Origin of the sequence: Pseudoalteromonas citrea (assembly GCF_000238375.3) — a bacterium.
Lineage (GTDB): Bacteria > Pseudomonadota > Gammaproteobacteria > Enterobacterales > Alteromonadaceae > Pseudoalteromonas > Pseudoalteromonas citrea.
The window spans coordinates 285,334-307,193 of record NZ_AHBZ03000023.1 but is presented as its reverse complement, the minus strand read 5'-3'; the positions used below and the strand labels follow the sequence as shown (position 1 = coordinate 307,193).

The 21,860-nt window shown below is 41.2% G+C and carries 15 protein-coding genes; 5 read left to right on the top strand and 10 right to left on the bottom strand.

Annotated features, from left to right (window positions below; translation table 11 throughout):
- The first annotated feature begins 133 nt into the window (after positions 1-133).
- Complete coding sequence (locus tag PCIT_RS17250; RefSeq protein ID WP_021032312.1) at positions 134-1,378, top strand: beta-barrel domain-containing protein; 1,245 nt, start codon at positions 134-136, stop codon at positions 1,376-1,378.
- A 35-nt stretch (positions 1,379-1,413) separates the two neighbouring features.
- Positions 1,414-3,537 (top strand): peptidase domain-containing ABC transporter, encoded by a 2,124-nt coding sequence (locus PCIT_RS17245; RefSeq protein WP_010365944.1) that lies wholly within the window; start codon positions 1,414-1,416, stop codon positions 3,535-3,537.
- 483 nt (positions 3,538-4,020) lie between these two features.
- On the opposite strand, the gene PCIT_RS17240 is transcribed toward PCIT_RS17245, so the two are convergent.
- Entirely contained in the window at positions 4,021-4,218 is a 198-nt protein-coding gene (locus tag PCIT_RS17240) for a hypothetical protein (RefSeq protein ID WP_010365946.1), read from the bottom strand.
- Between the two features lie 185 nt (positions 4,219-4,403).
- Between PCIT_RS17240 and PCIT_RS17235 the strand changes: the two genes are divergently transcribed.
- Together PCIT_RS17235 and PCIT_RS17230 are read left to right on the top strand one after the other, a co-directional pair.
- Complete coding sequence (locus PCIT_RS17235; RefSeq protein WP_010365947.1) at positions 4,404-5,639, top strand: lanthionine synthetase C family protein; 1,236 nt, start codon at positions 4,404-4,406, stop codon at positions 5,637-5,639.
- A 9-nt stretch (positions 5,640-5,648) separates the two neighbouring features.
- On the top strand, positions 5,649-8,840 hold the full coding sequence (locus PCIT_RS17230) for a lantibiotic dehydratase (RefSeq protein WP_010365950.1): 3,192 nt from the start codon (positions 5,649-5,651) through the stop codon (positions 8,838-8,840).
- A gap of 149 nt (positions 8,841-8,989) precedes the next feature.
- On the opposite strand, the gene PCIT_RS17225 is transcribed toward PCIT_RS17230, so the two are convergent.
- Genes PCIT_RS17225 through PCIT_RS17215 form a run of 3 tightly spaced genes read right to left on the bottom strand, consistent with a single transcriptional unit; the run spans position 8,990 to position 11,654 of the window.
- Positions 8,990-9,637 carry a lysozyme family protein gene (locus PCIT_RS17225; RefSeq protein WP_010365951.1) on the bottom strand — a complete coding sequence of 216 codons (648 nt, stop codon included), beginning with the start codon at positions 9,635-9,637 and terminating at the stop codon, positions 8,990-8,992.
- Complete coding sequence (locus PCIT_RS17220; RefSeq protein ID WP_010365952.1) at positions 9,618-10,352, bottom strand: hypothetical protein; 735 nt, start codon at positions 10,350-10,352, stop codon at positions 9,618-9,620. The genes PCIT_RS17225 and PCIT_RS17220 overlap by 20 nt, the downstream gene beginning before the upstream one ends.
- A gap of 18 nt (positions 10,353-10,370) precedes the next feature.
- Positions 10,371-11,654 carry a LysM peptidoglycan-binding domain-containing protein gene (locus tag PCIT_RS17215; protein ID WP_010365953.1) on the bottom strand — a complete coding sequence of 428 codons (1,284 nt, stop codon included), beginning with the start codon at positions 11,652-11,654 and terminating at the stop codon, positions 10,371-10,373.
- Positions 11,655-11,862: 208 nt separating this feature from the next.
- On the opposite strand from PCIT_RS17215, the gene PCIT_RS17210 reads away from it, so the two are divergent.
- Positions 11,863-13,650 (top strand): choice-of-anchor I family protein, encoded by a 1,788-nt coding sequence (locus PCIT_RS17210; RefSeq protein ID WP_010365954.1) that lies wholly within the window; start codon positions 11,863-11,865, stop codon positions 13,648-13,650.
- A gap of 63 nt (positions 13,651-13,713) precedes the next feature.
- On the opposite strand, the gene PCIT_RS17205 is transcribed toward PCIT_RS17210, so the two are convergent.
- The 6 genes from PCIT_RS17205 to PCIT_RS17180 form a co-directional block, all read right to left on the bottom strand.
- Entirely contained in the window at positions 13,714-15,291 is a 1,578-nt protein-coding gene (locus tag PCIT_RS17205) for a PepSY-associated TM helix domain-containing protein (protein ID WP_010365955.1), read from the bottom strand.
- Positions 15,288-15,557, bottom strand: coding sequence for a hypothetical protein (locus PCIT_RS17200; protein ID WP_010365957.1), 270 nt, complete (start codon positions 15,555-15,557; stop codon positions 15,288-15,290). The genes PCIT_RS17205 and PCIT_RS17200 overlap by 4 nt, the downstream gene beginning before the upstream one ends.
- Positions 15,558-15,997: 440 nt before the next feature.
- On the bottom strand, positions 15,998-18,361 hold the full coding sequence (locus tag PCIT_RS17195; RefSeq protein WP_010365960.1) for a TonB-dependent receptor: 2,364 nt from the start codon (positions 18,359-18,361) through the stop codon (positions 15,998-16,000).
- Between the two features lie 245 nt (positions 18,362-18,606).
- Positions 18,607-20,625 (bottom strand): TonB-dependent receptor plug domain-containing protein, encoded by a 2,019-nt coding sequence (locus PCIT_RS17190; RefSeq protein WP_010365962.1) that lies wholly within the window; start codon positions 20,623-20,625, stop codon positions 18,607-18,609.
- Positions 20,626-20,802: 177 nt separating this feature from the next.
- Entirely contained in the window at positions 20,803-21,558 is a 756-nt protein-coding gene (locus PCIT_RS17185) for a LytR/AlgR family response regulator transcription factor (RefSeq protein ID WP_010365964.1), read from the bottom strand.
- A gap of 110 nt (positions 21,559-21,668) precedes the next feature.
- Positions 21,669-21,833: a hypothetical protein gene (locus PCIT_RS17180; protein ID WP_157592851.1), complete on the bottom strand. Its 165-nt coding sequence runs from the start codon at positions 21,831-21,833 to the stop codon at positions 21,669-21,671.
- Positions 21,834-21,860 lie beyond the last annotated feature (27 nt).

The following is a 21,860-nucleotide window of genomic DNA, read 5'->3' as shown; positions in this document are numbered from 1 at the left end:
AACTTGTGAAGAGGAAATCCCTCTTCACTGCATGCCTATCAAGCTTGTTCCTTTCTTATATGCAAAGTGGTACATTAATGTAAGTTAATCAAAAATTAACAATAACAACAATTAAAAGGCCGGCAGTAGATTTATGGATAATCTGTTTCGTAAAGAAGTCATGGAAAATAAGCGGCATCGGCTTGAAGGTGCGGTGTCATTAGTGCAACCTCCTGTATTTAAGACACTGACACTACTTATCGTTGTTGTAGTGGTGGTGAGTTTATGTTTCTTATCATTAGGCAAATATACACGTAAAGAACGCGTCTCTGGGGTGATAGAGCCAAATACAGGCTTACTCAAATTAAAAGCATCTCAAACCGGAGTTATTTCGGAAATATTGGTTAAAGAAGGAGACTATGTCGCCAAAGGGGATCCTATTTTACGGATTGCATCTGCAAAGCACAGTAAGCATGCCGTTGAGTTAAATCAAGCCTTACTTAATCAATATAGTTTTCAATTAAAAAGTTTAGAACAGCAGCTTGAGCAGCAAAAACGACAAGATATATTAGATGCTGCAGAACTTACACAACAAAAAAAATCGGCGTTAGCGCGATTAGATGAATTAGACTCTCAAGCCAGTACGTTTGCACAAAGGTTAAAACTCAATGAGCAAATGGTGACTCAAATCAGTACATTAAAAGGTACGGGTTATATTTCTGAGTTGGAACTACAGCGGCAAAAAGATACGTTACTCTCATTACAACAGCAGTCTTCAAGTATTAAATCAGAGCGACTGTCGCTGCAAAGTCAGATAGAGCAGTTAGAAAATCAGCTTATCAAACTCCCGCTAGAACAAAGTAGTCGCTTATCACAGTTATTGTCTCAGCAGGCAGATTTACAAATCCAGCTTTCTTCTATCGAGCAACAGCGTTTAGGTGAATTACGGTCTCCTAAATCAGGGGTTGTAAGCGGGCTGCTAGCTAAAGTCGGTAAAAATGTGAGAGAAGGGCAGAACTTACTGTCTGTCTTGCCTGAAAACAGTGAAATGCAAGCGGTTATTTTTGTACCTACTTCAGCATTTGGCTTTGTCAATGAAGGTCAGCAAACGCGCTTGCGTTACCATGCTTTTCCGTATGAAAAGTTTGGTGTATATGATGGAAAAATCATGGAAGTGAGCAACAGTGTTATTTTACCAGAAGAAACAAATACGCCAGGTATTATTTCAGAGCCCGCTTATCGAGTCGTGGTGACGCTGGATGATCAGCATGTGAGAGCATATGGAAAAGCCTCGGCATTGCGCCCAGGGATGATGCTAGATGCGGATGTTATTATTGAAGAGCGTTCTTTATTACGCTGGCTTTTCGATCCGGTATTTAGTATTCAAGGTCAGCTATAAGCTGTAGACAATAATTAGAATAAAGGCGGCTTATTATGCAAGTTGAAGACGAAGCTCCAGTAGCAAAGCTACAGTTTTGGTCAAGGAAATCACTCCCCATAATCCTGCAATCTGAGGCGGCGGAGTGCGGCTTGGCCAGTTTGGCTATGGTGGCAGCATATCATGGTTATGATAGCGACCTTATTTCGCTAAGACAAAAATTTAGTATCTCAATGGAAGGGGCAACACTTCTCGATATTATGCAATTTGCAGAGAAGTTGGAGTTAACCTCTAGGCCATTGCGTATTGAGCTTGAAGATCTCGATGCTCTTCAAACCCCGTGTATTTTGCATTGGGATATGAATCATTTTGTGGTGCTTAAAAAGGCGAATGAAAAGCGCATTGTTATTCATGATCCCGCCGCAGGCGAGAAAACGTTCACCTTAAAAGAAGCGTCAAACCATTTTACTGGTATTGCATTAGAACTTACCCCGACGAAGAGTTTTGAGAAAAAGGAGGCATCACCAACACTTAAATTTTCTGACTTTTGGAGTCGGATCACTGGGTTAAAACGTTCGCTATTTTTAATTTTTGCACTATCCATGCTATTACAAGTATTCACCCTTGCAGCGCCTTATTATATCCAGTTGGTGATAGATGATGTGGTATTAACTGGTGATACCTCTTTACTCACGGTGTTGGCGGTCGGATTCTTTTTAGTCATGATTTTTGAAATTGGTACTAATGTGCTGCGAGGTTTTACTCTGCTGCATTTTGGTAATCAGATGAATATTCAGTTAGGTGCAAATCTCTTTCATCATTTAGTTCGTTTGCCATTGTCGTATTTTGAAACGCGTCATATGGGAGATGTGGTTTCTCGATTTGGGTCATTGCAACAGGTTAAGCAATTGCTGACCACAGGGGTTATTGAAGCGATTATTGATGGTTTGATGGCAATTATCACACTGGCCATGATTTTCTTCTATAGTCCGACACTCTCGGTTGTGGTTTTAGTTGCTGTTATTGCTTATGCATTGGTACGAATTGCTATGTACAAGCCATTTCGTACCATTAGTGAGCAAGAGATCATGGCGCGTGCGGAAGAAAACTCAAACTTTATGGAGACCGTTCGAGGCATTCAGACCATTAAACTGTTTGGCTCTGAAGTAAAACGGGAAGGTCAGTGGCAGAATCGCTACGCTAATGCCATTAATCAAAATATTCGTTTAGGTAATTTCCAAATTGGTTACGATGCAATTAACCGAGCTTTGTTTGGTATTGAAAATATTGTTGTTGTTTACTTAGCGGCACATTTGGTGATCCAAGGGGGGTTCAGTACCGGAATGCTCTTTGCGTTTATGGCTTATAAGCGTCAATTTATGGATAAAACGGCAAACCTGATAGAAAAGCTAATAGAATTTAAAATGTTAGGTTTACACTTTGATCGTATTGCTGATATTGCCCTGACTGACAAAGAAGAGCTTCAGCCGGACAACACCAAAAGCCATAAGATTGAAGGGGGTATTGAGCTAAAAGGCATTAGTTTTGCTTATTCGGATGCAACGCCTAATGTGCTAAATAATCTCAATTTAACGATTCAAGCTGGTGAGTCTGTAGCAATTACAGGCCCATCAGGGTGCGGTAAATCAACGTTATTAAAAATTATGCTCGGCTTAAACCAAGCTAAAAGCGGTGAAATATTAATTGATGGAGTTGCACTGGATCAAATTGGTGCGCGTCAATATCGACAACAAATAGCCGCTGTTATGCAAGATGATGAACTATTGTCGGGTTCTGTGGCTGATAATATCGCCTTTTTTGATACGCCTATAGATATGGAACGGGTTGTTTATTGTGCTGATCTTGCGGCAATACACGATGATATTAGTGCTATGCCAATGGGGTATGATAGTTTAATTGGCGATATGGGCTCCAGTTTATCTGGTGGACAAAAGCAGCGTATTATCCTTGCAAGGGCTTTATATAAAGATCCTAAAATACTATTTATGGATGAAGCAACCAGCCATTTAGACACCACTCTAGAGTCAGATATTAACGAAGCAGTATCACGTTTAAAAATAACACGGGTCATTATTGCACACAGAAAAGAAACTATCGCTTCGGCGGATCGAGAAATAAAATTACAGAAATATAAAGTTGAGCATATCGAAGAGGCTTGATTTAAATGTTTGTTATTAAAAAGGAAGCTTTAGTTAGCTCCTTTTATAAACTTTTTATTTTAAAGGTTTTTGGTTGATATAAAGGCGGTTTTTAATAATTTTCACTTGGGTTTTTACTTGTTTAATGTTTTTTATACGCTGAAGCTGATTTTAATTTCCAACCCTCTCTATAAGTATAAGTAAAGCTTGCAATTAATAATGGGTTTTGTCTTATTTTATATGTGGGGTGAGAGATTAATTGTTTTCTTTATTTTGAGTGTGTAATGTATAAAGGTTTTATAATTTCTATTTATATAAATACAACCGTTAAAGCAATGTGGTGAAGAGGTTTTATCTTTTTATTCTACGCTTTAAGGCCAAGTTTCAACATGATTTAAAGTAAATAAACCTTAATGTTAACGTCTTTTTTGGTGGGGGATGGGTTAAGTTAAGTTTTTAATTCTTTATTGAAGGTGGAATAGTTTTCCACCTTTTTTATTAATATTAAGGCTCTACGCATCCGTGTTGAGCACAAAAACCATAACGGTTACCAGTGTAACAGTTAATAGTTCTTCCTGGAGCTGGGTAGCTGCTATCAGGGCCTGCTTGACCACCTGCGACTTGTGGTGTCATACCCGCTGGCATTGTTTTTACATCACTTGAAAGCTTTTTAACGCTTTTTTTATTTAGTTTTAATTTCATTATAAATATTCCTTTTTATTTGTACCCTAGGTGGGTTTAAATAACTTGGCACTGGAAATGTTGGTTTTTCAAGTGTTTTTTTATTTGTGTGACTTTAAATTTATTTACTTAAGGTTGAATTGTTAAGTGCTATTAAGTACCTTATAGCTATGTATAAGGTAAGTTAACTTAATCTAAGGATGAAGATGGTTGGTACATCAGATGTTAGTGAAGTGAAAATTACAAAAATTAAAGAAATTATTCAAGAATTAACGAATAAAGTAGCTTCTAACTGTAAACAAGAAAACAGCAATGGATTATTAAGTGGGTTAGCTGGTCAATTACTTTTCCTATATAATGCACACCGCTTAGATTCTAGTTTTGTTAATGAGGAGGTGTTTGCAGAACACTTAGATCGCCTTCAACAAGGGTTACCAGATCAGTCATTTGAATTAAGTAATGGGTTAGCGGGTCAGGCTTGGGTACTTGAGTATTTTAATCAAGCGAATGCAGAAGATTACGAACACGATTTATTAGATGATATTGATGGTTTGTTTGTTCAGGCGCTGGGCAGCTTACCTTGGGATGGTGAAATCGAAATGGTATTGGGTTTGGCTGGGTATACGCCTTACGCATCTCGCCGTGCTAAGTTCAGCGACCAAGAGAAGTTATATGAGGTCATCGTTGATGGCTTTGAGCGCAACGCGACTGAATTGGACAATGGGCAAATAACCTGGTCTCAACCATTAGACTCTGTCTATCGTTTTGATAAAGGAGATGATAGAGAGAACCCCAAGAAGTCCACGGGTGCTGAATATAATTTAGGTCTTGCACATGGCGTACCTGGTATCATTGCAGCGTTACTCCACGCTGTAAATGTTCCTTCATTACGCGAACGCGTTACTAAATTGCTGCTCGGTGCCTCTGATTGGTTACTAGAGCAGCAAAATAAGAGCATTGAGCCGCATTCTGCTTGCTTTGGCTGCTCTGCCGATGGAGCATCTGAATCGCGATTGGGTTGGTGCTATGGTGATTTGACCATTGCGTTAACGTTAGCACGCGTTGGTAAAGCGCTAGATAGACCGAGTTATGTTGACAAAGCGCTGGAAATTGCAGTCCATACCACGACACGAGATGATAAGTCAGGCCACATTGTAGACGCAGGCTTATGCCATGGTTCTGTGGGGCTGGTCACTATTTATCAAATGTTGAACAATATAATGCCGCATCCCGCACTGGAAACGGCCACACATACTTGGTTAGATTACAGCCTTGCCAAGTACGATGAGAAGGGCATGGAGTCTTTTTATTCTTACAATGGCTTATCAAAATCTCACAATGAAGACTTTAGCTTTTTAATGGGGTATGCGGGTATTGGTTTAGCATATATCGGGTTCTTAGAAGACGATGTAAGTTGGACTGATTGCTTGTTATTATCTTAAGGTTTGAAAATGCAGAATAAAAATAATAATCATAAGAACAATTCGTTAGCAACAAAGTCTGTAGAAAGCAGTACTTTTTTTGTTGCACGAATTCCTAGACTCCCTGTTGAGAGTTTAACCGCATTTGCCAATGAAGAGGCAGATATCAATACCTTATTACAGGGGTGGTTAGACACCCCAGGTGTAGAAGAAGCGGTTTATTTAGCGAGCCCCTCACTACTTGAGCGAATTGAACAATGGCGCTCAAAGCCTGAGTCGAAGCAGGGTAAAAAGGTCGCTAGAGCATTACTTAAGTACATGATCAGAATGAGCTCAAGGCCAACGCCGTTCGGTTTGTTTTCTGGCATTCACCAAGGTCAGGTAGGTGATAACACTCAGCTCATTGCGAGTGTTCACACTAAAGATGCTCGTAAAACTCGGCTTGATATGTTTTATTTGTCTGCGCTAAAAGAGCATTTTATCAAGCACGCCTCTCGCTCAGATACCATGACATATAAACCTAACTCTTCGCATTACTTTGTAGCTGAACAGTGTCGTTATATAGAAACATATTTATCTGATGACAGTATGCAATATCGCTTGAGTGCGGTTGAAAGTGATGAGTATTTCCGTTTCGCGCTTGAAAAAGCAGGACCAGGTATGAGTTTTAATGGCTTAGTATCTGCGTTTTGTAGTGAATATGCGCAAGCTGATCAAGAAGAGGTTGAAGCGTATATTCAAGATTTGATCGATGAGGGCATGTTGATTGCAAACATTCCTTTACCGCTCACTGGCGATTCTCCAGATTTGGCACTCTTAAAGTCTTTACAAGGGATTGAAGAACATGAAGCTGCTGATCATTTAGCGACGGCACTCGCACAAATAGATCAGTTGGATGAACAAAAAGCGGGAAATATCACGCCATACAAGCAGCTATTGTCGCATTTAGAGAGTCTACCGGTTAAGGCGCAAGAGAATAAACTTTTTCAATCAGATGTTTATCGCAGCTTTGAGAGTTGTCAGCTCAGTGAAATGGAAATCAAGCGTTTTCAAAAGCAAATTGAATTACTGTCGGGATTGAGTTTATCGCCTGAGTCCAGCGCGTTGAGTAACTTCGTCACTAAGTTTAATGCACGTTTTGAAGGCCAGTTTGTGCCATTGGATGTGATTTTAGATGATGAGTCAGGCATTGGTATTTCAAATGAAACGGGTTACGAGGCCCCATTGGTTGCAGGCCTTAATTTGGTGCGCGGTGGCGCATCTAATGGCAATGCGCCAGAAGTGAGTATGCTTGATACTATTATTGAAGAGGCGATCAGTTTACCGGAAAACCGTAGCCTAACGAGTATTACACTCAAGAGCAAAGAGCTTAAAGCGAAGATCACAAATAAAGAAGCCGTAAAGAAGTACCCGAGCTCTTTTGCGGCTATGATGAGCTTGTATCAAGATGATAGACAAAACCCAATTATGCAATGGAACGGCTGTTATGGTCCTTCTTCTGCTAATTTACTGGGGCGTTTTTGTCATTTAGACGAATCTCTCAAACTAGATGTGATTAAAGAGTTGGAGCAAGAGCAAGCTCATTCACCTGAGGTTATTTTTGCTGAAGTTGTGCATATGCCTGAAGGGCGACCGGGTAACGTGATCGCGCGACCACATTTACGCCAATATGAAATTGTTTTTATGGCAGACAGCAGTTTAGACTCTGACTATCAGATCCCGTTAAGTGATTTATATGTTTGGGTAGAAGGGCAAAAGGTAAAACTGTGGAGTAAACGTTTAAATAAACAGGTCATTCCGCGTTTATCATGTGCACATAATTATTCGAACCGCAGTCTAAGTGCCTATAAGTTCTTATGTATGATGCAACATCAAGACGGACAAGCTCCTAACTTTAGTATGCCTAGCAGCACTGCACGCGCTGCGTTTGTACCGCGTATTATGCTGGACAATCTCATTTTGAGTGAAAAGGTGTGGCGTATAGATAGAAAGCAATTCGAGGAAGTGAGTAAAAAAGGTCAATTCGATCGCGTGAAGCTCGATGCGCTATTGGCAAAGTATCAGCTCGATCCGCAAGTGAGCTATGCGATGGCAGATAACGTCCTAAACTTAGATTTACGCAGTGCTGAGATGTTTGAGATCTTACTTGCGGAAACTAAGGGTCAACCGCGTGTTGAATTAAAAGAAGTGTTACATGAGCAATTTAAGTCTCGCTTTGTTGATGCCCAAGGGCAACATTACAACAATGAGATCATTGTACCGTTTTTTAATCACTCCGCGACGCCATTAAGTCATTATGCAGATAGTCCGCTCGCAAATATTATGGCGACGCCAATTAAACGCCGTTTTAGCGCAGGTTCAAATTGGCTCAGCTTAAAAATATATTCAGGCAACTCATTAGTAGAGCAATTATTAAGTGAGCAGCTACTGCCATTAATTGAAGAAAATGCTGACTTATATGATAAATGGTTCTTCATTCGTTATGGTGATCCTGACTGGCATTTACGTTTGCGTTTTCATGGTGAGCCAAGCCAGCTTTGCGGTGAGCTATTGCCAAAGCTTAATGCCTTATTAGACCCTATGGTTGAGTCTGGAGAATTACATAAAGTAGAACTCATGACCTATGAGCGTGAAGTGGAACGTTATGGTGGTCCAGAATCAATGGCGTTGGTTGAGTCATTGTTTATGCTAGATAGTGCGTTAATAGCCAGAGCATGCGCACTGATTGATGAACATGGCGAAGGCGTGCGTTGGCGTATTGCACTCAATTGTACAGATAGGCTGCTAACGTTGTTTGAATATTCAGCTGAAGAACGATTAACCTTAATTAGCGGCTTACGTGATGGTTTTGGTCGTGAGTTCAATGAGAGCAGTATATTACGAAAGCAGCTCGGTAATCGATATCGTGAATATGAAACACAACTGCACGATGACTTTGTGAAGTTACATGTTGCATCTGAGGGTGAGTGTGATGAATTACAGCGGTCGTTATTGGTATTATTGGAGCAATGGCAAACACAAGCATCTCCTATCGTTGCCAAGCTCAATGCATTGATCGCAAGTAATGCGCTTAATTGTACCCGAGACTCATTATTAAGCTCTATCTTACATATGCATAATAACCGTATGTTTAAAGCGTATGGACGTGAACAAGAGCTCGTTATTCATGATTTATTGCGCAGGAAGTACTTTTCAGCTGATAAGAATGGGAAAAGCAGTTAATTTAATATATTAAGATCTTGCGTAAACAAATAAAAACGCCAAGTAGCATAAGCTTACTTGGCGTTTTTGCTATTGGCCCAGAAACAGCATGACTGCTTATAAAAATACGGCACGACTAGAGGTCGTGCTCAACCCACTTTAGGCCTTATTTACTTACCAAAAAGCGATTTGCGATTCAATATTTTACGCACTAGCCATTTTACCCATGAATAACTGCGTGTATCACTGGCAGCAGATTTAAACCACAGAGCGGTTTGTTTGTTACGCTCGGTTTGTATGTGTTTTCGATGACATTCTTTGGCAGCTCGTTGCCAATCTTGTTGTTTAATGGCGTGATGTAATTTAGGCCAATGGTTAGCAAGGTGATGGCTACCTAAATTAAATACCATGTCGAGTAGGGCACTTTTAACTGGGTTGGGTAGTGAGTGAAACTCTTGCTTAAAGCCATTTTTACGATTAAATATGACAGCAAGCTCTCGCTCAAATTGGCCGAGATGGTGATGTAAAACGATATCGCACTGTTGCTCTGGCAAATATAGCTGACACTGTGCTTTATACCATTGAGCCTTGTAGCCTGAAGGCAGCTGAGACAAGCGGAGGTATTCATCGCGCTTTTGCTTATTGGTTGCTGGCTTATGCTGTTTGGTATGCATTAGTAACGCACAAAACTGATCGACATTTGCCATCATAAACCCAATGCCAATGGTCGGGTTCCCGCGACTGTCTAAATATAAGTGATCAACTTTTCCTTCAAATTGTTTTAAATTCGCAATAAAGTCAGAGTGTTTTTGTACCATAGGTGCTCATTTGGGTTGATAATGTGGGCAAGTCACAATGGGGGACTTCTTCGATATGAGAGGTTTGATTTACCGTATAGCATTCTTTAAGAACTGAACAATAACAGGCTTTTGCGTTCACCTTGTTAATGTTATTGTCGATTTGCATCCAAAGGCTGCTATTGAAGTTTGTTTTTTGCATGGTAAATACATTATAAACTTCACCATCGGCTAATAAAACATTGTTTGTCGTGCTTGATACTAACCAGCCAAAGGCATTTCGGTAGTTAATGTCTGTGTTTTTAAGCTCTATATCAGAGAGAGCTTGTTGATAAGCGTTTAAATTGCAGCAATCATTCAGCAATTCTAGTATGTCGTAATGCGGCGTTCCTTCGTATTCGTATTCGATATAGTGGATCATTGCCGGGCCGGTCCCCGAATTCTGAATATTCATATTGATTGTTTGCTGTTCTTCATTCACATCAAAGTTGGAGTAACCCATTTTCAACCACGGCCATGTTTCGGCTTTGAGTTGTCGATTTGCTGCGGCAACTTGTTGCTGAGATGCTTTAGCCTGCAAGTAGGTGGCATAAAAGGAGGCGGCTGAGATTGCAATGGCACACAAAGCTAACATGGTATTAAGCTTTGAGCGCGTTAAAAGGGGTTTATGTTTCACTTTTACGGTTTTATTCGTATGTGATGTTGATGTGGCTGGTGGCTGCGTGTTTATTGTCATTTTATATGCCTGCTGCCTTTATAAGGGTGCTAAAAACACTGTGAGTTGCTTGCCGATTTGTAAGGTTTCTTTAGACAAGTTATTCCACTGCTTTAATTTACTGACGGTGACATTAAAGGTGCGTGCAATACGCCACAAACTGTCCCCAGATTTAACCGAATAGTCGATTTTCTTGTCAGCTAAAAGAGGTAACAACAGCGTTTTACCCGCACGAATACGTGTGCTCTTTAATTGATTAAATGTTGTCAACTGCGCCACAGTTAATGAATGGCGTTGAGCAATAACACTCAGACTATCACCTGGTTGAATTGTGTATTGTTGCCATTGGTTTGATGGCATATTAGGTTGTTGCGCAATATAACTGTGCCACTGTGATGTATGTTTTTTCTCGATGACAATATGAGTCGGCCCATCGAGTAAAGCTGGGAATCGAGTGTAGCCAGGGTTGAGTTTTTCTAGTGATTGCCACGTCAGTAAATCGTTTAAAATCACGCCATTCTCTAATAGTAGAATATCAATAACGGCCTTGTTAGCAATGCGAGGGAATTTCATTTTCTTCTGTTGTAACAAGGTTGCAGCTGCAAGTAACTTTGGAACATAATGACGCGTTTGTTTTGGTAGTTTTAGGCTAAAAAAGTCACTGGATTTACCTTGCTTGAGGTTATTACGGATGGCTCTTGCAACGCGGCCTTCACCGGTATTGTAAGCTGCAATGGCATGGTACCAGTTGCCATCAAAGCGTTTATGTAAGTAGCTAAGAAAGTCTAAAGCCGCGTTGGTTGCGTCTATTACGTCTTGTCGGCCATCATACCAAGGGCCTATTTTAATGCCATAATGCTTGGCAATTAAAGGGGTAAGCTGCCATAAACCCGATGCATGTTTATGTGAATAGGCACTGGTATCAAAGTCACTTTCTATCAATGGCATAAGTGCCAGCTCTATGGGTAATTCCCTTCTCTCGACTTCGCTGACGATGTAATGCAAAAAAGGCCCTGCACGTTTACTGATCTCATCCATGTAGTTGGGGTGTTGTAAGTACCACTGAACTCGCTTTTGTACACTAGGGTGTTGTGAAGGAGCAAAACTCAGCTGTAACGCGATACGTTGCCACACATCATCCACTTGGGTTGGGTCAATAAAAGCGGCTTTACTCGGTATGACCTCGTTCGACGTTTTATCCATTATGGTGCGCGACGTATGATTGAACTCAGGTTCTTGCGTGTGAGATTCATCAGGCACCGTTTTAGCACACCCCGTTAATATGAATGCTGCAAGTATTACGAATAAATAGATCAACGGCATAAGTGGCTTGGGCCTTTATAATTATTATTTGAATGACGATTGTATCTAAATTTTTTTGTTTAGAAATAGGAAACAGCGAAGAATAGCGACTTTTTCTTTATCAGCTACCATAAAAATACGAAGGGTTAGAACGCCCTCGTCACGGTTCAGTCATAGTATTGTGGTGAACTGTACATCTAAATAACTTTAATTTTCGCGAAGGCTTTTTATGTTCAAACGTTCATTACTCACACTTTCTTTAATAACAGGCTTATCGGGCTGTGTGCTCGATGGCGATGATGGCATTGCTGGAGTGCAAGGAGAAGCTGGCGAACAAGGAAGTACCGGAGAAGCGGGTCAAAATGCACAGAGCGCCCTCAAAGTAAGCTTGATAGGACGTGGTGTACTAAACGCACAAAGTCCAGAAGGCGCTGCAGAAATAGTCGCCTACCATGCACAAAAGCAATGGATATATGCCATTAATAGTTCGGGTGAGCAGGCTGTGATTGATATTTTGCCAGCGACAAGTTTCGCAAATGAAGCATTGACGCCTAATGCACAAGGCGTGGTGACGAATACCAACTTGGCGAGTGCTATAACGCTGATGTTAAACGAACATACGCCAGGGGATGCGAATAGTATCGCGATAGACGAAAACGCGCACTTATTAGCGGTTGCTATGGCGGCAAAGGTGACAGGTGAAAATGGCCATATTGCTTTTTATGATATTTCAGGAGATGCCCCCAGCTTTATTAAAAACGTGGCTGTGGGCGCACTGCCCGATATGGTGACATTCAGCCATGATGGTAAAAAGGTTGTGGTAGCCAATGAAGGAGAGCCTGCCGGAGATTACAGTGTTGATCCTGAAGGAAGCATAAGCATTATTGATGTTACTGGCGGCGTTATTGCTGATGCAGCCACTGAACTCAACTTTCAAGCGTACAATGATAAACAAGCTGAATTAGAGTCAAAAGGGGTCGTATTTGCAAACCCCACCGGACGGACTATAAATGGCAAGCTAATACAGACATCCGTGGCTATGGACTTAGAACCTGAATACGTGACTATCTCTAAAGATAATCGCTATGCGTATGTTTCAATTCAAGAAAACAACGCCATGGCGATTGTTGATTTGACTGATAACAGTATGAAGGTAATGGGGCTTGGTTTTAAAGATTGGTCAGAACTTATGCTCGATGCGTCTGACAAAGATGGCGGTATGAATTTTAACAAGTACCCCGGTTTAATGGGGATGTACCAACCTGATACTATTTCAGCGTTTACATGGAAAGGTGCAAACTTCATTGTGACAGCCAATGAAGGGGATGGCCGAGAGTATTTTTTTAACACCGTTGATGAAGCTGATTGTATGAACAAAGGCGGTTTAGAGTTTGATGAAGATGATGGCTGTTTGGCTTATACCGATGAAATTCGTGCAAAAGATCTGACACTTGCGAACAACTTTTCTTACGTGAATAACGATAATAATGACATCGGCCGGTTGAAAGTGAGTACTGTGCAAGGAGATGCTGATAATGATGGAGCATATGAGCAACTTTATACCTACGGTGCACGTTCATTTACAATTTGGGACGACAATGGGCTGGTGGTGTTTGATTCAGGTGACCAAATAGCCCGCATTACTGCGTCAGTACATGGCGCCGCATTTAATAACGACGAAGATGAAAACGAAGGCGATACTCGCTCAGATGCCAAAGGCGCTGAACCTGAAGCTTTGGCTCTGGGTAAAGTGGGTGATCGCCAGCTAGCGTTTGTAGGCTTAGAGCGTATGGGCGGTATTATGATGTATGACATCACGAACCCGTATGATGTGCAGTTTGTCGATTATTTTTATAATCGAGGGACACTCGAAGGCGAAGATATATCTGGTGATTTAGCACCTGAAGGAATGGCTTTTGTGCCGGCAGAGCAAAGCGCTACCGGTAAGCCTTTACTCATTATTGGCAATGAAATATCAGGATCAATTGCGGTATGGGAAATTGCACAAGTGCAATAAGTATTTTAACAATTTAAAGCGAAAAAATAGGGCTGTTATTCAGCCCTATTTTTATTGCTTAAATTAACTGACTGAACGAGTTAGATCCATCGACTCTTCTGTAGCGTTTGGTCTTGCTGCATATTGATACTTCCCCAGGAAAAAGCAAAATAGTGCAGTTAATATAAGTGCGCCATTAACAAGAAGTACATCAAGTTGAAGGTAGGCATAAGGTGTATAACCAGAGATAATTTGTATTAGGTCATACAGGGGACATATAGCAAATAGGGTTGCGGCACATACGAGTTGCTGCACCATAGCTTGGCGAATGGCTTGACGTTTCATGCTATTAAATAGGGCATGTATGAGACTGATCCCGATCGCGCAAAAAAACAAGGTTGGGAGCAGTTCGGTGCGAGACCAACTTAGCGGGGCAAATCGTGTTCCGACAAAGCTACACGCCACGGCAATTAAAGTCCCTGTTGAGAGTGCTAAGGTCATACCTTTCACAAAGGCTAACCCCCTCTTACTTTGCTGACGACTATTTTCCCGTTTTTCCAGCCAGATAAGGTTGCCAGATAAAATGAGGTAACAACAACCTAGCCCGAGAATGAAATAGACAAACTTTAATGTGATCCCACCAAACTCGCCAAAGTGTAAGCTGCTGAGCGTTGTGTATGTGGCTGCTGTGGGCGCTTCAATCGCATTATAGTCTGCCAATTTAGTCGCATCTTTTAAGGCGTAGGTGACATGGGTTGTCGGTATTAAATCGTGGTGTTTTTGTAATCTAATTTCAGCTACGCCATTCTCATCACCCGCGCCATACAAATTTACTACGACTATTTTATGCTCTGGGTAGTCGGCGCGAACCTTTTGTACGATTATATCCACTGAGTTGTGACTAATGGAATTTCCAGAGGCTTCAACATGCGGTAAATCGAAAAAACCAGCGGTTTTAATTAAGGCAGGAATGTCCCCTTTAAACACTGCAAAGCCAAATCCTGCTTGTAATAAAATACTTAAATTAAACATCACCCCAGTGAGTGCAAAAATGAATGTGAATGGTAAAGAAGAAATGCCAATTAAGGTATGTCCATCAAGGTAGGTATCTTTATTTCTTTTGAGACGATATTGGTAAAAATGGCTAACTAGCTTCTTTAACACCATACAAATACCAGATAGCACCATGACAAAAAACAGCAAAGTGATCACCCCGACTATTTCTGTACCATATGGCAGCAAGAGACTGATATGCAGCATATAAAGCATATCACTTAGATAGAACTGCTCGGTGTTTACTGGCAGCTGTTCGCCAGTATTAGCATCAAAGTTAAGCTGGTGATCTTGATGGTGTCCATCGTCTGTTTCTGTTTCAAAGGCAGTGTAATAATAGGGCTGTTCGTCCGTAGGTAAAGAAATAAGTAAGTTGTGATGCGTGGGGATATTGTAATTTTTAGCGCTAATATTATCTAGGATGGTGGCAACAGATGCGACTTCTCCAGCAAGTGGCGCAGGGGCATGATATTGGCTATCCCATTGCACAATATTATATCTGAAAAATGATAATGAACCGCAGACGAACACGATCATTAACACACCAGAGATGATAAGCCCTAGCCAAGCATGTGCATGGGTTAGGTTTTTTAAAGTACTTTTATTCATGCTGTAGGCCCCGCTGCAGTGAAAAAGATGACAATAAAAGTGAGAATGGTAGGCACTGACGCCTTGGCAGCCCTCAACCACGCTTGCTTGCTGTTATCTGCTGCATAGCACCAGGTCATAATGCCAGCCCATGCGCTGAGCGCTAATACAAGCCCTAAAGCCAGTACCACCCCAATATAATCAGGAAGTAATAAGCTGATGCTGCTAGGCACCAATATCATAACGATTAGTCCACTCAGTAAGCCTGCAAATGTTTTATGCCACATGGTTAGCTCCAAGTAATTGAAAAAGGAAACTCAGTAGGATGACAAATATAAGGCTTGGCCATGCCCAAGCTGGTCGGTGAGACAATAAAAAAACAGGCGCAGGGACAAAAAACATAAATAAAATTAGAGGAGTAAGTAAAGCTGTAGCAAGACCAGCCTGACTATTCAGTAGCATCAAAACGGTGAGCACTACGACGGCTCCAGTACATGTTAGACTGAGTTTTCGTGCAGTCGACTTGGTTTGTGTAAAAGATTGTCTAGGGCTTGCTCTGTATAGCAATACCCCGCACAACCAATAGGCAGGCAATAAAAAAAAGTAGCTCATGGTTAATCCCTCAAATTTTATTATATTTATGACTCAGTTAAAACGACAAAAAGATGTCATTTAATTGAGCATCTTTTTGTCGGTTGTAAAGTCGCTACTTACGAGCGGTTTTATATTACCAATCAAAAGTACCGCGGAATGTAAGCGACAATTCGCTTGGTTTACCAATGCGAGGGTTCCGTGCTCTGTGTGCGACGTAATACTCTTCATCAGTGATATTTTTACCTACGAGATAAATCCCATAGTTATCCCACTCATATCCTAATTGCATATCAACGATTGTTCTTGCATCGTTATGGAGATCAAAATACAGATCACCTGGTTCTAGACCATCTCGGTATGGATTTGCTCTGTTTGGAGACTCACTGGCATAGCTAATATTTAGATTGGCAAAGAACCCCATTGAGTCTTGGTAAGTGAGTCCAATATTATGCGTTCTTTGTGGAGCAGGAAACGGGCGACCCGATAGATCAAAATTGGTGTTGCTGCCATCTTGGTTGGGGATCTTAATGGTAAAATCAGTAAATTCCGTACCAGCATAACCAATTGCGGCATAGGTTTTTAAATTATCATTGATCGTATAATTGAGCTCTAATTCGAACCCTTTTACTTCAGAAGTACCCGCATTAACCGTTTGTATATCAAAGTTATTAGGGGAAAGCTGGGCGGATACTTGTTGATCTTTCCAATCTAGGTAAAATAGGTTGGCATTGGCCGTGAACTTACCATCTAACCAAGTAGAGCGCACTGAGAGTTCGTAGTTATCCGTTGATTCAGGTTTATATACAAATACATTCGCACGGGCTTGGTTTACACCTACGCCGCCAGAACGATAGCCTTTTTGAAAAGTGAATGTGGTGGAGATATCATCATTTACATGATAACTCACACCAACCTTGGGTAACACGGTACTGAATGAAGCATCACTTAATGGCGCGACTTGCGATGCGCTGTCGGCAAGGCCAACAACCAACGCGTTTATACCACTGATCAGTGGTACTACCCCTTCATATGGCGTGCCGATATAACTACTGGGGTTAGGTAAGGCGTTTTTGTTAAGAATATCGTATTGTGCCTCACTGGTATTTTCTTGTTTTTCTCTATCAAAGCGAATACCTGCAAGTAAGTCCCAATGCTCGTTCAAATGCCAAACACCATCAGCGAAAAGAGCATAGCTGGTGATATTGCTGGTTGTTAATGAATAAACTTTTGTTTTTGCTGGGTTAAAGTCAGCGTATTGCCCTAAGACTAAATCAGCAATGTGTGGGCTGAGTTTATATTGTGATTGCAGAGCGCTACTAGATAGGCCTAATCGAGCCAATGAATAATTGTTAAAGCCTGTACTCACTTCTTCCTGTTCACTTTTGAAATAATACGCACCTGCAACACCGCTAAAGTTATCATAGTCAAAGTTTACTCTGAACTCTTGCGTCAGCGTTTTTTCTTCGTTGTTGTAGAAGGCGGCACTGCCTGTATCAACTACTGGTGCGTTACCATAACCTTGCGGGTAATCTGAATCCCATGAGTAGATTTCAACAACATCTGAATAGGTGGTGTAAGATGCCAGTGAGATAAGGCTATTAATATCATAATTGACAGAGAGAGATACTAGATCTGTTTTGACTTGCCTTTGTCGCGTGTCGTTATAAGAGGTTGAACGATTGCTAAAGGTATCTGCACCGGCGTCTTTCGTCAGGTTGGCATCTCCATATTTGCGTTCAGCGTTCATAACACTGAACATAGTAGATAGGTTTTCCATACCAGCTGGTTCATAACGGAGTTTAAGACGATATGTATGTTCGTTGTCAGTATCAGAGTGGCTGTTATCGTATAGGTTGGTGATAGAACCATCGTAACGCTTCTCTTCGCCACTAAACCTAAAAGCAAGCTCATCGTCTATTAAGCCACCACCCAATGCAATACCGGCTTCTTGCTTATTATTTTCACCGAGCGTCAGTTTAAACTGTCCTTCCTTATCGTAGCTTGGTGCTTGGGTATTTAAGATCACCGCACCGGCCAACGAATTTCGCCCCTGTAAGGTAGATTGTGGGCCTCTAAGTATCTCTATTTGCGTTGCATCCCATGTAGAAAAAGTACCATTTCGAATGAGTCCTTGAGGGACAGGGGCGCCGTCAATATAGACGCTGGCAAGAGCGCTGTGCCCATCACCTGACACATTCGAACCATCAATACCACGAATGCTAAAGCCATAATCGGTTGCATGTGCATTAGCTGTACTAACTAAGGCGTCTGTAAAGGTGTTGATTTGTTGGTGCTCTATCGTTTCTGCGGTTAATACGGCAACACTGGTGGTAGTTTCTTGTAAACTACGGGCTATTTTATGACCAGTAACAACGATACTTTCAATTTTTACATCGTTCTGTGTATTCGTTTCAGCTGCTAATGTGGTATTCGATAGTGCTATTGCAGGGAATAGAAAAGTGGCGCGTACTGCAATAGAGAGAGTAGAGAGCTTCATGGTTTCCTTCAATTAATAATTGTTTTTATTTGTATTTATGGGATTATGCTAACACGGATAGTATTGCAAATCATTACTGTTTAGCCTGCTTTTTATACTTTTTTTGTGTTTAGGTAATGTACTCTTGTGACCTGACCCTGTTTATCTAAATTATTGAATTTAAGAATGTTGATCTATTGTGGATAATATTCCCTTTGGCTTTTTGTAAATCAAAGGGAATATGATGTGTTTTAGCCTGAGAGCAATTAAATAGAGTGGGTCATCGATAAGGTAATTCTTGGCTTGGCGAGATCATACAAAGTACGGCTATCATTCAGTGTCCCTGAGCGATTTACATTGAACCAATGTTGTTGGAATGTTGTTTTTTCGTCACTGAGCGCCGTTACGGCGAGCTTGATATGGGTATCTTTAGTTAGGTTTAATTCCGTAAATAGGTTTAATGTAGACCCTGTATGCTCGGTGTAAATTTCATCAAAATAAAACTCGGTGTAAAGGTTGCGCGTTTGATAGTTCACTCCCCAAGATAGACGATGGGTTTCATGTATAAAGTCGACCTCAAATTGGTGAGGTGTGAGATCTGTGATTGGCCGCTCTCCTGTAATTAAGTCGTTAAATGTAGCATGTCGATAAGTATGCGAGAGTTCGATACGACCGCCGGTTAATATTTGATCTATTGCAAATGTTATGTGTGTGTTCATGCCAAAATATTCAGCATCACCTGCATTACCAATACCAGTCCCGCCGTTTGCGAGAGGTATATATTCATGCACATTTTGCTGCCATTGATAAAATGCGCTTATATTTAGCGTACTACTTTGACTCGCTGCGTAGCTGAGTTGCAGTGAAAGCTCATCAAACTGCATGGGCTTGAGCTGCAAGTTACCCGTTAATAGTCGATCATAATTTGACTCTTCACTTGATACAAAAGAGTCAAAGTCGAGCTGCTTTACTTGCTGCTGCGCAGTGGCTGAAAGTGATACATTGTTATTTGCATCAAAGTTAAGTCGCGCGAAAGGTTTAATGTGCAGTTCTGTCACCTCAAAAGGTTGCTCGCCCTGTGTACTCAGTTTTGAATATTCAGTATTTACACGAGTAATTAGCTGCCAGTGTGAGTTAAGTGCAGTACTCATTTGTATGTAAGGCTCATAACGAGTTTCTAACACGGTACTGCGGATATTAATGGGATTGTGGGCTGATGAGGATGGGTGCGTATTAGCAATAAGCTCATTGCGGCTTATAGCAATACCGTATTCGGGTGCTAGTTTATGACTTGGTTGGCTTATTGCGATTTTAGTGGCGTACTCGGTTAATGTTTTTGATTGCGCAAAGCGGCTATCATGCGCTGAAGCAGGGTCTGTTTCCGGTTCGAAAAATGAGGAAATAGAGAGTGTCTCATCTTTGGTTCTTTTGGCAAACCCAGAACCATGTAGTTGCCATGATGCAAAGCCTCGATATTGCCAATTGGCGCCAAACTCTAGTTGTGACTGCTCATTTTCGGTTAAAAAGCGTGTTTCATCCAACGCTGAGAAGTCGTGTATTGTTTCTTCTTGTAAATTATTTTTTTGTGCGTTGAGGGTGAGCTGTACACGGTTTTTTTGCTGTTCTAAATGGCTTGATAGAGTCACATTAACGTTGTTCTCTTGCTCAGTATAGATTTCGTCCGCTGTTAAAATTACTGTGCCGTTGGTATTTTTATCTACGATGTCAGCCGTGGATAAATAGCGCGGGTTTTGTGTATTGATGTTGAGTTGATTATCCCACCCAGACCAAGGTGCCGCTATACGCAGAGATACTTCATCCATCATAGTTTTACCGGATTGCAGTGCGCCTTTGCCAAAAAGGGTCACTTTTTTGGTGTTTTTTTGCGTGACAATATTAATGAGTTGGCTGAATTGGCTTGCGACAGAAAATGGATGGTTTGCTTGGTATAAATCAATGTGCTGAATATTGTCCGTAGAGATCTGTCGAAGCTGTGTTTGCAAAGACGCATTCTTTGATAAGGGGGCAACGCCGTTTATGAGGATGTTTGCTGTTGCATGCGATAGTCCCCGCTTGGCTTGCTTTTCAACAAGGGTAAAGCCCGGAATATTGTCGATAACATCGAATGCGGTTTGCGCCTGTCTTTGTGCCCAAAATTCAGCGGTGAACGTTTGCGGCTTGGACCTGTTTTGAGGTGCAGCAATGCTTGTGTGCGTGGTAAACAGACTGATACTGATGACAGCAAGGTGCCACAGATGTACTGATAGTATGTGATAGATAGACAATATGAAATTCCTGAAACGATGGCTACTTCGCCGTGATTTGTATTTATTAGATATAAACAAACCTTTTATTTCAAAGTGCTAGGGATGAGTGGTGGGTATATTGGGAGGGGAAGAAAAAATAGCCTGTTCGTCCCATGCTCAGAGGGAGGAGTGTCTATGGTGAAAATTGAACAAATATTACGCTGCGTTACATAATTGCGTTACGTGACGTTTATAGGTTTTGCTTAAGTTAATTGGTTGGCCATTTTTCATCATGATGGTCACACTCCCTGTTGATGACGTTTGAAGGCGTTCCACATGGCTCAAATTAATTAAATGGCAGCGGTGTGTGCGGATAAACTGTTTGCTTGGTAAGTGCTGCTCAACCCCTTTGAGTGTGGCGCGTTTTAAATAGGTTTTATTAGAAGTGAAGATTTCAACATAGTTACTCGCTGAGTTGATATGCATTATATCACTCAGTGGGACCAACACTTTGTCTTTGCCACTGTCTACCAACAAGGTCTCGGCGGCTGGGAGAGAATGTTGATTCAGAAAGTGGTGCCATACAACCATAATAACCCCGATCACCATAGGGTGAGATGGGGCAAAATATACCAATGTTGCTGGAATTTTATCATTATAGAAAAAGGCGTCAAAAATAGCTTGGTAGCTCATGGAGCAACAAAAAATAACGATGAAAACCAGTATATAAGGGCGATTCTTGGATTTTTCTTGGCTATGTAATTGATTGAGCAAGCGAAATGAAATGGGTGTTAGTAAGTACCAAATAGCCCATTCTTGTAAGGCCCAAAAAGGGTGATTATTAAAGCGGTGTTCAGGGACGACCAATAAATCGTGCACACTGTTTATTGCCGTTAATAATAAAATAACACCACTCCAAGCCAGGCTTGAGTACAACCACTCTTTTTTGATTTGTGCTGAGAATGTGCTCATCTATTATTAGGGTCTTTATTCGGTACTTACAATGAGTTTATAGTATCTAGGTTAACTGGTTCAATAGTTGTGCAGACAAATTGCCTAAATAGACGCATCCCGTTTCATCTCTAAAAAGACAGAGACACTTGCACCCCACTAAAATGGGTATTTTCAGCTTTCCAGTGACTACTATTAATTTGACGGTATCGTGTGTAGGCTTCAATGTTTAACTGATGAAGCTTCACGGCCGCAGCAACACTTGCAAGGGTATCAATGTCATTGTCGTCGCCCATCAGAACCATTAATTTTTATAATGTGTT